The 10,954-nt window shown below is 71.8% G+C and carries 9 protein-coding genes and 1 pseudogene; 2 read left to right on the top strand and 8 right to left on the bottom strand.

Annotated features, from left to right (window positions below; all coding sequences use genetic code 11):
• Positions 1–430: 430 nt before the first annotated feature.
• The gene (locus tag C2142_RS36525) at positions 431–790 is read right to left on the bottom strand and encodes a nuclear transport factor 2 family protein (RefSeq protein WP_148647093.1); all 360 of its coding nucleotides are present in this window, start codon (positions 788–790) and stop codon (positions 431–433) included.
• Between the two features lie 24 nt (positions 791–814).
• Positions 815–1,549: an SDR family oxidoreductase gene (locus C2142_RS36520; RefSeq protein WP_148647092.1), complete on the bottom strand. Its 735-nt coding sequence runs from the start codon at positions 1,547–1,549 to the stop codon at positions 815–817.
• Positions 1,550–1,644: 95 nt separating this feature from the next.
• On the opposite strand from C2142_RS36520, the gene C2142_RS36515 reads away from it, so the two are divergent.
• Positions 1,645–2,172, top strand: coding sequence for a helix-turn-helix domain-containing protein (locus C2142_RS36515; protein WP_174315811.1), 528 nt, complete (start codon positions 1,645–1,647; stop codon positions 2,170–2,172).
• A gap of 72 nt (positions 2,173–2,244) precedes the next feature.
• Here C2142_RS36515 and C2142_RS36510 read toward each other — a convergent pair whose 3' ends face one another.
• From C2142_RS36510 to C2142_RS36490, 5 genes are all read right to left on the bottom strand, one after another.
• Positions 2,245–3,252, bottom strand: coding sequence for a hypothetical protein (locus C2142_RS36510; protein ID WP_148647091.1), 1,008 nt, complete (start codon positions 3,250–3,252; stop codon positions 2,245–2,247).
• Between the two features lie 136 nt (positions 3,253–3,388).
• The gene (locus tag C2142_RS36505) at positions 3,389–4,234 is read right to left on the bottom strand and encodes a hypothetical protein (RefSeq protein ID WP_148647090.1); all 846 of its coding nucleotides are present in this window, start codon (positions 4,232–4,234) and stop codon (positions 3,389–3,391) included.
• A complete protein-coding gene (locus C2142_RS36500) occupies positions 4,231–6,783 on the bottom strand; it encodes a BTAD domain-containing putative transcriptional regulator (RefSeq protein ID WP_148647089.1) in 2,553 nt (850 codons plus the stop codon). Before C2142_RS36500 ends, C2142_RS36505 begins: the two co-directional genes overlap by 4 nt.
• A gap of 98 nt (positions 6,784–6,881) precedes the next feature.
• Complete coding sequence (locus tag C2142_RS36495; RefSeq protein WP_148647088.1) at positions 6,882–7,133, bottom strand: hypothetical protein; 252 nt, start codon at positions 7,131–7,133, stop codon at positions 6,882–6,884.
• 262 nt (positions 7,134–7,395) lie between these two features.
• Positions 7,396–9,081, bottom strand: a complete 1,686-nt coding sequence (locus C2142_RS36490) for an ISAzo13 family transposase (protein ID WP_148647087.1) — start codon at positions 9,079–9,081, stop codon at positions 7,396–7,398.
• An 84-nt stretch (positions 9,082–9,165) separates the two neighbouring features.
• Here C2142_RS36490 and C2142_RS36485 point away from each other — a divergent pair, with 84 nt between their 5' ends.
• On the top strand, positions 9,166–10,386 hold the full coding sequence (locus tag C2142_RS36485; protein ID WP_148647086.1) for an IS256 family transposase: 1,221 nt from the start codon (positions 9,166–9,168) through the stop codon (positions 10,384–10,386).
• Positions 10,387–10,403: 17 nt separating this feature from the next.
• Here C2142_RS36485 and C2142_RS36480 read toward each other — a convergent pair.
• A pseudogene (locus C2142_RS36480) lies at positions 10,404–10,954 on the bottom strand (hypothetical protein); the annotation flags it as partial.

Genomic DNA, 10,954 nt, shown 5'->3' with positions numbered 1-10,954 from the left:
CCCGGCCGTGAACCACTCCACGCACAACACCGGAAGCAGCGAGATCCGCTCACTCCTGTTCGAGTTGAAGTAGCGGCCGCTTCCGCGAAGGCGGCCAGGACGACGGGATGCTGGTTGGCAGCTCCAACCAGGGTCGGCGTCGCGATCCTCGCACACGGCACCTCCAAGGAGGCGCTGGAGGAGCGTGTGAAGGCCGATCCGTTCGTTGCGCAGGACGTCGTCGGTGCGGAGATCATCGCGATAGCCCCCCGGCATGGCCGACGACCGCCTGAAGTTCCTGCTCCCCTGACCGAGGACCGTCGTCGTCGGTCAAGTTCGGCTCGGCCATCGGCCGCCCCATACGCACCATGGGGCCCGACTCCCCGAAGCCCGGCCACGTCCCGAAAGGAAGGTGCGCCTCCGGGCGCCGGATGGAGCACGCCCAGGCGGATCAGGGCTCGATGACCAGACGCTCGATCAGGTCGTCGCGGAGGCTGAACTGATAGCGCAGGTCGACACTGCCTCCGGGGAAGTTGCCTTCGAGGTGGTGTGTGGCGACGTAGTGGGTCGGATCGGTCTGCTGCGCTTCGGTGAGTTCGATGGTGTAGGTGAATTCAGTGGCGGAGCGGTTCAGCCACCGGTCGATTGCAGTGGCGCCCTGGTACGTCCTGCCGTCATCAGTCACGGTGGCGTCGCTGGTGAAGGCGGCGACTGCGGTCGCGGTGTCGTGGTCGTGGTGGGCCCGCAGGTAGCGGGTGATCGTCTTGGGCAAGTCGCTCGGGGCGATGACGTGGGGCTGATGGCTCGACATGACGGTCCTCTTGGCTCTGGGGGCTCAGACGGTGGGGGTGGTGCCGCCGTCGATGACGTGTTCGGCGCCGACGATGGCCGAGGCTCGGTCGGAGACGAGGAAGGCGACGAGCTCAGCGACTTCCTCCGGTCGGTTGGGGCGGCCGAGGGGAATGCCGCCGAGCGAGTCCATGAGCCGGTCCAGGGCCGCCTCCCGGGTGACGCCGGCCTCCTGGGCGATCCGGGCGACCAGGTTGTCGGCGGCGGCGGTCTGGATGAAGCCCGGTGAGACGGTGTTGACGCGGACGCCGTGCGGGGCGACCTCGTTGGCCAGGCCCTTGCTGTAGGTGGTCAGTGCCGCTTTGGCGGCGGCGTAGGCCAGGGTGCCGTTCCACAGCGGCATGCGGCGCTGGATCGAGGTGACGTGCAGGATCACGCCCCTGCCGCTCGTGATCATGCCGGGCAGAAGGCCACGGTCCAGGCGGACCGCGGCCAGCAGGTTCACATTGAGCTCCTTGGCCCAGTCCTCCTCGCCGAGCGCCGCGAATCCACCGGCCGGCGCGTCGGAGCCGCCGAGAGTGTGGACCACGACGTCGACACCTCCCAGGCGTGCCTCGACTTCGGCGATCGCCCGGTCGGTGGCATCAGCGGTCGACAGGTCGGCGGCGATGAAGGTCTTTTCCTCCACGTCCTCGGGCCGGCTGCGGCCGGTGACGAGCACGTCGGCGCCGGTGACCAGGGCACGGCGGCCTTCGAGTGATTCGTTGACGGGGCTGGTCATGGTGTCTTCCGATCCCTGGTGCGCACGTTCGGCACCACACTCGGTTACTGCTAAAATAGAAGGTACTAACTTCGACTTTAGCAGTAACCGAGGGGATGGCCACCGTGGCAAGCCGCATCAGGCTGGAGGACCGGGAGTGCCCGCTGTCCACGACCGTGGAACACGTCGGCGAATGGTGGACGCTGCTGATCCTCCACGACGCCTTCGACGGCTACACCCGCTTCGATCAGTTCCAGGAGAACCTGGGCATCTCCTCAAGCATGCTCACGGCTCGCCTGAAGACCCTCGTGACGGACGGATTGCTGGAGCGTCGGCCCTACCAGACCAACCCGGTCCGCCACGAGTACGTACTGACCGATCTCGGGCACTCCCTGCGCCCGGTGATCGTCACCCTGGCCGCGTGGGGCAATGCCCGGCTGGAGCCGCACGAACGCAGCATGATTCTCGTCGACGCGGAAAGTGGCGAGGAGGTCCAGCCCGTGGTCGTCGACGCCGGGACCGGCCGCCGACTCGACGACAGCCGTGCCTACGTCTTCGCAGCGGGCCCTGCGGCCAGCGACGCCATGCGCAGCCGCTACGACCGCCGGCGACCGGTGCCAGTGGTCCCAACGGCGGGTACGTAAGCGGGCCACCGCGAAGGACCGGTCGCCCGCCCTGGTCTCCCACACCCCTTTGTCGGGCTTGTCCCGGTGCTCTCAAAGCCAGTCCACCACGGCACCGACCTCGTCTCGGCGGGCGTGCCGATGCAGGACGACCGGGCGGTTCCAGTGGTAGTCGCAGTGGGGCAGTTGGAAGCGCCCCAGGCCGTTCTCCCAGGCCGGCTCGCCCTCCTCGAGCCACCGGGCGAGGTCCCAGGCGATGGGCCGGCCGAGTGGGTGCCACCACCAGGCGTCCGACGCGACCCGGGTACCGGCCGGGCCGGCATACAGCGCGCCCTGGAAGCAGTGCGACCAGAACTGTGAGGAGTCGCTCGCCGGCATCACGGCCACCGGCTCGCCCGTCGCGGGGTCGGAGGCCTCGATCCGGTTCCACTTCGTGCGGTGCAGCACGACCGTGCGCCCCGCGTGCACGGTGAACAGCAGCGAGAACGGCACCGTGTCGCTGTGGTGGCCGTCGTTCTCCAGGGACACGGTGACGCTGCCCGAGGCCAGGTCGAACACCTCGCCCCGCGTGCCGAAGTCGATCACGACGGCGGCGAACCGGCCGTCGGGTGAGGCGTGGAGCCGCCGGGCCTGCTCGTGGCCGTTCCACGGGCTTGCTTCGGCGGGCACCTCCACGGTGCTGCGGGCCTTCTCCTCGCACCCGCCGCCCTCCGGGTCCCAGAGCAGGATCCGACCGTCCGAGGACAGCAGCAGGAGCCCCTGCTCCGTCGGCGCCAGGTCCAGTACGGTGCGCGCTGCCTCGGGGAACGCGGTGAGGGGCCCTGCTTCGACGACCGGCCGGGAGGCGTCGACGGTCTGCGGCAGCCCGACCGCACCGGCGATGGACCCCTCCGCCTCGTCGAAGCAGGGTTCGCACAGCCGCCCGGTGCTGACCGCCCGTCCGGCCTCGGCGTCCACCCGGCACTGCCCGCAGAGCGGCTGCCGCTCCGTGCCCCGACCGGTGTAGTGCATGTAGTGCTCGGACGGCGCCGGCGCGGTCCGGATGTGCTCGCAGACCGGCAGGTTGTAGGCGGGGGCGTCGTGACCGCAAACGAGTGGCATGGTGCGGGAATCTCCTCGAAGGGGGCTGGAGGGGGCACAGCCCTCACACGCACTCATTGCCACGGACTTGCCACCGACTTGGCACCGGCGCTGCCGGGCCGGACGCACGCCCCGCGGGGCCTGCGGGCCGTACGGGTTACACCCCGGTGGGGGCCCGTAGGGCGCGGGCGCCCTCCGTGGCCGCGGCCTCGCCGTGCGGTGAGCCCCACAGGCGGGCCACCTCCCCGGCCCGGGTGAAGGCGGACCGCGCTTCGGCCTCGTCCCCCAGAAGCGCGTGCACCTCGCCCAGGGCGAGTGCCAGAGGGCGGGTGCAGAAAGCCGTGGTGGCCGCGGACCCGAACTGGTCCCGAACCGGACGCAGCAGCGGAACGAGCGCGGCGGCCGCCTCGGTGTCGCCCAGCAGACAGGCGAGCCGTGCCCGGGCCCCGAGCCGTACCCCGTAGAAATGGTCCGGCACGGGAACCGCGTCGAACCGGACCGCCCGTGCCTCCTCCAGCTTGCCCTGGAGGGCCAGCACCAGGGCGAGCGCCTCCCCGCCCCGCGCACCCCAGGCCGCGTGGAGCGTCCGGGCCAGCGGTTCGATCTCCGCGATCCGCCCCTGGCTCAGCCTGATCGTGATCATTCCCCGGGCGTGCAGGTCCACGGCGCGCGAGGCGTTGTGCCGCACCAGGCGCTCTCGTACCTGCTCGTACAGCCCCTCCGCCTCCGCGAAGCGGCCGCCCGCGTGGGCGAGCATCGCCAGCGTCGACAGACTCGCGGCCTCCGCCTCCGGCATCCGGTAACGGCGCGCCACGGCCAGGCCGCAACGGGCGTACCGTTCCACGGCCTCCACGTCGTTGCCGATCGCGGCGACCGTCGCGTCCACCTGCTCGCACACCCACCGGTACGCGGGCAGGTCGTGGCGCCCGGTCAGCTCCCGCAGTTCGGCGACGACGGGGACGCAGCGGGCGGCCTGCGCCTCGTGCGGCAGCAGCTTCGTCATCGTGGTGAGCGCGGCCGCCAGCAGCCCGGGATCGCCGGCGCGACGCGCGAGGGCCAGCTGTCGTTCCGCCGCGCCTGTGCCCCGGCGTCGCCGGGCAGCTCGTCCACCAGTGCCTGCAGCAGCCGGGCCAGGTCGGCGGGAGGTAGGCCGGGCCGGGCGGTCAGCCGTTCCAGGGTGTCCACGGCATGCCGGTCGGCCACGCCGTGGCTGCGGGTCAGCCACGGCGTCGGCTCGGTCCAGGCCGTGAATGCGGCGACGGTCAGGTCCTCCCGGCCGGCCCGCTGGGCGGTATCCAGGGCACGGCGGCGGGTCCTGGCGGCCGCATCGGCGGAACCGGCCCGGATCTGGGCCCGCATCAGGGCACCGAGCAGGTCCACGGCCCGTTCGGCGCGGGCGTCGCCCGGCTCCGGTATCAGCTCGGCCGCGTCCAGGGCCTGCCGCAGCAGGTCCGCGCTCACGTCGTGGGCGTAGCGGTGCTCCGCGAGTTCGGCGGCGCGGAGCGCGAACTCCACGGCCCGGCCCGCCATGGCGGGGTCGCCGGAGCGGGTGAAGTGCAGGGCGAGGGCCGGCAGGGCATCGGGGCGCAGCTGCTCCATGGCCTCGGCGAGTCGGCCGTGCAGCAGGCCGCTGCGCAGCCCGGAGAGGTCGCTGTAGACCGTGTCACGCAACAGCGGATGGGTGAAGCGGACCAGCCCGGGCCCCGCTTCCGTGAGCAGGCCCGCGGTGACGCAGACCTCCAGGGCGTCGACGACTTCGGCGGCCGGTGCCCCGGCGGCTGCGCACAGGACCGCGACGTGCGTCTCGGCCCCCGCGACCGCGGCCAGCCGCAGGATGCCGGCGGCTTCCGCGGGGAGCCGGGCCAGCCGCTGCCGTACGACGTCCCGGATGCCGTCGGGCACCCCCGCCACGGCCGCCGTCGGGTCACCGTCCATCAGGAGGCGGGCGCTTTCGCCGACGTAGAAGGGGTTGCCGCCGGTGCGCTCCGCGAGGGCGGCCACGACCTCCTCGGACACGTCCGTACCGCAGAGCATGCGGACCAGGTCGGCGACCTCCGCGACCGCGAGGCCGCCGAGCGGGACACGGAACGGGTTGCGCCGGGCGAGGCCGGCCATGAGCGGGGCGAGTGCGCTGTCGGCGTGGCCCGGACGGTAGGCCGCCACGACCAGGAGCGGAACCCCGTCGATGCCGGCGGCGCGGCCCAGCAGGGCCAGGGTCTCCTCGTCGGCCTCGTGCAGATCGTCGACGAAGACGGCGAGCGGCTGCCGTGCCGCCGCGGCTGCGAGCCACCGGGTGAAGGCCGCGTGCAGCCGGAAACGGCCCGCGGTTGCATCTCCGCGCGGGCCGTCGGCGACCTCGTCCGGGTCGAGCAGGGCGGACAGCGGACCGACATGCTCCGGCGGCGTCACGCCGGCCAGGTCACGCAGCGCCTCCACCCATGCCCACGCCGCGGGAGCGCCCGCCCCGTCCGGGCACCGGCCGATCACGACGGTCCAGCCCTCGGAGCGCAGTGCGGCGGCGCAGCGGTCCAGCAGCGAGGACTTGCCCGCGCCGCCCTCGCCCGCGACGAGCGCCACCGCCCCGCCCCGCAGCGCGGCCCGCGCGGCGTCGGCGAGGACGCCGAGTTCGCGCCGGCGTCCGACGAAGGCCTGGCGGGAGCCGCTCCGCGGCCGCACGACCGGCAGCCCGGCGGTCGCGGGCGAAAGGGCGTCCGGCGCGGCGGCGTCGGCCGTGGCAGAAGCCCTCGGGGCAGGTGCCGGCGAGGTGCGTCCGGCGGCGGGCGGTGGCACCGCCGCCGCCAGTACGTCGAGCTGCCGGGTCAGGATCGCCCGCTGCAGCTCGACCAGCCCGGGCCCGAGGTCCAGCCCCAGTTCCTCGGCGCACACGGCGGCGGCCCGCCGCAGCGCCGCGAGGGCGTCGCCCTGGCGGCCGGTTGCCCACAGGCCGAGGGCGAGCAGCCGCCACCCCTCCTCACGCAGCGGGTGGCTGCGTACGTGCGCCTGGGCGGCCGGTACGACCTCCTGCGGCCGCCCGGCTCCGAGAGCGGCCGCCAGCGCCAGCTCTTGTCCCAGCAACCGCAGTTCGGTCAGCCGGGCCGTCTCGGCCTCCGCCCACGGCTCGCCTGCCCACTCGGCGTATGCCTCGCCGCGCCACAGGCCGAGCGCGCCGTCGAGCAGCGGTCCGGCCTCCTCGGCCCCTACGGAGCGGGACCGCCCCACGGCGGCCTCGAAGCTCCAGGCGTCCACCGCGTCCTCCGGAAGACGCAGGGCATAGCCCTCGGGGCTGCTCACGAGCAGCCGGGACTCGGTCCGGGGGAGCCGCGCGGGTTCCAGTACGCCGCGCAGGTGGGAGACGTAGACGTGCAGGGAACTGCGCGGCTTGGCAGGCGGGCGCCCCTCCCACACCGCCTCGACGATGCGGTCGACGGGGACGGTCCGGCCCCGGGCGGCCAGCAGGAGCCCCAGGACGGCCCGCTGCCGCCGCCTCCCGATCGGCACCGGCTCTCCGCCGATGGTCACCTCCAGCGGCCCCAGCACGCTCACTCGCACCATGATCGGGCAAATGTACCAATGAAGTTCGCGAGCTCGGACCTGCTCCGGCGGCGCCCGCCGCGCCCGGGTCCGGCGGGCGCGGCGGGTCCGGGGCCGGTTCAGCCGGCGACCGGTACGGGCCGCCGATGCAGCGCCGTGCCGTCGAAGGCCGCGAATTCGCCCGCGCCGGGGTGGTGGTGGGTGGGTACGAAGCCCTCCACGGTGGCCAGCAACTCCCCGGTGGCGGGGTCCCACGCCTCCAACCCCCGGGGCGAGGCCGCGTACAGCAGCCCGCCGACGCCGAAGAGAGCACCTTCCACGGCGGGCAGGGCGAGCAACTCGCGCCGCCACACGGCGTCGAAGACGCGCACGCCCCGGGCGGGAGAGCCGTTGCGCGGGCTGGCCCCGTCCAGTCCGGTGACGGCCAGCCGCCGCTCGTCGATCCAGCACTGGGGCGCGTTCCAGAAGTAGTCCCGCCAGGCCAGCTCCTTGCGGGTCCTGCCGTCCTCGGACTCCCAGGTCCGGCCGCCGGCCCAGATGGCGTCCCGCCGAGTGGTGTAGCAGAGATCTTGGTGTAACCCCTGGTCATGAAGCAGCCATCGCGCAACTCTCCGAGTAGGGACGCGCAGAGAATCAACTCGCCTTCTTGATCTTCCGTCGGCCGGTCACGGGACGGTCTGGGAGAAGTTCGCGCAGTTCGTCGAGAGACCGAAGGCGCATGGCTGCGGGCCGGGGGCGTTGGCCGATGGATTCGAGGAGTTTGCGGGCCTCGCCAATGCGGATGCTGATGGTCTGAGGGGCGGCGTGGAAGAGCCGGGCGATCTGGGTCTGGGGTAGGCCGAGTCGGTCGTGCAGGAACAGCGCGATGAGGCGGTCGACCAGGGTGAGCCGGGGCGGGCGGCCTCCGCCCGTTGCCGTCTTGCGTGCGTGTCCGCGACGTTGGTGTAGCTGGGTTTCGCGCTGGTCCTCGTGCACGGCGCCGAGTGCTCGCACGAGTGTGGCCCACTGGTCCGGTTCGATGCCGGTGACCTTGGGGACGCACAGCCAGGCGAACTCCGGGCTGGGCTGGTCGAAAAGCTTCGTATGCTGTGCCATGACCTGCTCGAACTGCTGCGGTAGGAGCGTGTAGTTCCAGTCACCGTGCCAGTCGTGCGGCCGCAGTGGCAGGGCCTGGAGCTGGGCGTTGCTGATCCGCCCGCCGGTGGCGTAGGCGGCCGTGTCCAGTTCGGCTCTCACCCGAAGGCCGGCCCGCGTGGTGGTCGAGGCGATGGTGTTGACCACGACTTCATGACTGGTCAACGGCCTTCCGCGCCAGCTCAGGGTGATCTGGGAGAACAAGCGGTGCTCGATCCGATTCCACTTCGATGTCCCAGGAGGAAAGTGGCAGACCGTCACCTCCAGGCCTATCTCGCCTGCCAGTTTCGCGAGTTCGACCTTCCAGGCCCGGGTGCGGTAGCCGTTGGAGCCGCCTGCGTCGGCCGTGATCAGCAGACGGCGCGCGCCCGGGTAGGTGTGCTGGCCCACCGCCTGCCACCATCGGCGGATCGTGGCGACCGCGAACGCGGCGGTGTCATGGTCGGTGCCAACACCGACCCATCCGGTGTTCTCGGTCAGGTCGTAGACGCCGTAGGGAATCACCAGGCCCGCGCCGCTGCGGTCGAGGAAGTCGTGCGAGCGGACCTTGACTGGTGTGCCCCGGCGCTGCCACTCGCGTCCTGCCATGTGGAACTCGCCCACCTGCTCCTTCTTCTTCGCGTCCACGGAGACCACGGGATCGCCACTGGCCTGGTGTGCTTTCACCTGGTCGTTGATGTACCGGAACTGGGCATCGCGGTCCGGGTGGTCGGCTCCTTCCAGCACCCGGGAGTTGCCCTGCAGGCTGAAGCCCTCCTCGCGCAGGAGGTCCCCGACCGTGTCCGCACTCACCTTGTGTCCCTGCGCGGTGAGCTCGGCGGCCAGCCGACGGGTCGACTTGGTGGTCCACCGAAGCGGCGACATCGGGTCCCCACGCAGGTCGGGCTCGACCATGGCGAGCAGGGCTGGACGCAGCCCCGGATCTACCTCGACGGCACGCTTGCGCCCGCCGCCCGGACGTCGGACCCGTCCAAGCGGTGCTTCGCCGGCCTCCAGCTCGGCCGCACCCCGCGAGACCGTGCCCTCGCGGACCCCGGCGGCCCGGGCCACCACCCTGATCCCTCCGTGCCCGAGAGAGAGCGCCTCCGCGCCCATCACCAACCGTCGTTGCCGCTCGTCCAGATGCGGAAACACCGCCTGGAACTTCGCCGCCAGAGGGTCAATCGCAGCCTCGGGTATCGCCATACCACATCAACGAGCTGACATCGCTGAAGCTACGAGTTGATTCTCTGCGCGTCCTAGGAAGGCTCGTTGAGTGAGAGGTGCGCGATGGCCTTGTCCCAGTCTGACCTACTCCGCCTCATGGAGTCACTGCGTACGGCGGACGGAATCGAGTTGATCAGGACCCTCGCCCAGCGGATCCTGCAGGAGCTGATCGAGGCCGAGGCCACCGCCCGGATCGGCGCCGAACCCGGCGAGCGGACCGAGGCCCGCACCACCTGGCGCAACGGCCACCGCGACAAGACGCTCACCACGCAGGCCGGCGACCTGGAACTGGCCATCCCCAAGGTCCGCGCCGGCAGCTTCTTCCCCAGCCTCCTGGAGCGCCGGCGCCGCATCGACCAGGCCCTCTACGCAGTCATCATGGAGGCCTATGTCCTGGGCGTGTCCACCCGCTCGGTCGACGACCTGGTCAAGGCCCTCGGCGCGGACACCGGCATCTCCAAGAGCGAGGTCTCCCGGATCTGCGCCGACCTGGACGAACAGCTCACCGCCTTCCGCACCCGGCCGCTCGACCACACCCGCTTCCCCTACATCTACCTGGACGCCACCTACTGCAAGGCGCGGGTGAACCACCAGATCGTCTCCCGGGCCGTGGTCGTCGCGACCGGCATCACCGAGGACGGCGGACGCGAGGTGCTCGGGCTCATGGTCGGGGACAGCGAGACCGAGGTGTTCTGGGCCGAGTTCCTGCGCTCCCTGCGCGAGCGCGGCCTGACCGGCGTCCGGCTGGTCATCGGCGACCACCACAGCGGCCTGGTCAAGGCGATCCGCAAGGTCATGCTCGGCGCCGCCTACCAGCGCTGTCGCGTTCACTTCCTGCGCAATGCCTTCGCGATCATCCCGAAGGACGCGGCCGAGATGGTCGCCGCGACGATCCGCACGATCTTCGCCCAGCCGGCCGAGGCCGCGGTCCGAGCCCAACTGGACACCGTCGCCGACATGCTCGGCAAGCAGTTCCCCAAGGTCAGCCAGATGCTGCTGGAGGCCAAGGACGACCTGACCGCCTTCGCGGCCTTCCCCGAGCGACATTGGAAGAAGATCCAGTCCACCAACCCGCTGGAGCGGATCAACCGGGAGATCAAGCGACGCACCGACGTCGTCCAGGTCTTCCCGAACGACGACGCGCTCCTGCGGCTTGTCACCGCCGTGCTCTTCGAGATGCACGACGAATGGATCGCCTTCCCCCGCCGCTACCTCCCCGAGGGCAGCATGGACCGGCTCTACCCCGCCGAGCGCACCCACGACGAACTACCGCCGATTTCATGACCGTTGGTGCACAACCACTACACCACTTCGCGGGACACGACCCCGGCCCAGGAGCGCAGGTTCCACACCGAGGGGACACCGAGCGGATGCCAGACCCAGCCGTCGTCGGCGATCCGCGTGCCCTGCGGGGACACGGAGAGCGCGCCGTGGAAGTAGTCCAGGCGGTGGCCGGGGTCGCGTGCCGTCAGCAGCTCACCACTGAGCGCGTCGGAGAGGTCGAGGCGGTTCCACCCGGTCCGGTGAACCGCCAGGGTGCGGCCCCCCTCCTCGGTGAATGCGAACGAGAACGGCACCGTGTACGCGTGGCGGAACCCGCCGTCGAGGGAGAGGGTCACCTCGCCGCTGTCCAGGTCGACGACCTGGCCGTGGCGGCCGAAGTCGTTGACGACGGCGGCGAACCGCCCGTCGCGCGAGACGTACAGCCGGCGCCGGACGACCTGGCCGTGGAGGACGCGCTCCTGCTGTGGCTCCGGCGGAAGGTCCACCCGCGCGGCAACGGTGGCACCGGCGTCGGCGTCGGCGTCGGCGTCGAAGCGGACCAACCGACCGTCCTCGGTGCACCCACCGC

Origin of the sequence: Streptomyces sp. CB01881 (assembly GCF_002953255.1) — a bacterium.
Taxonomy (GTDB): Bacteria; Actinomycetota; Actinomycetes; order Streptomycetales; family Streptomycetaceae; genus Kitasatospora.
The sequence above is the reverse complement of the archived record's forward strand: the minus strand, read 5'-3'. Positions and strand labels throughout refer to the sequence as shown.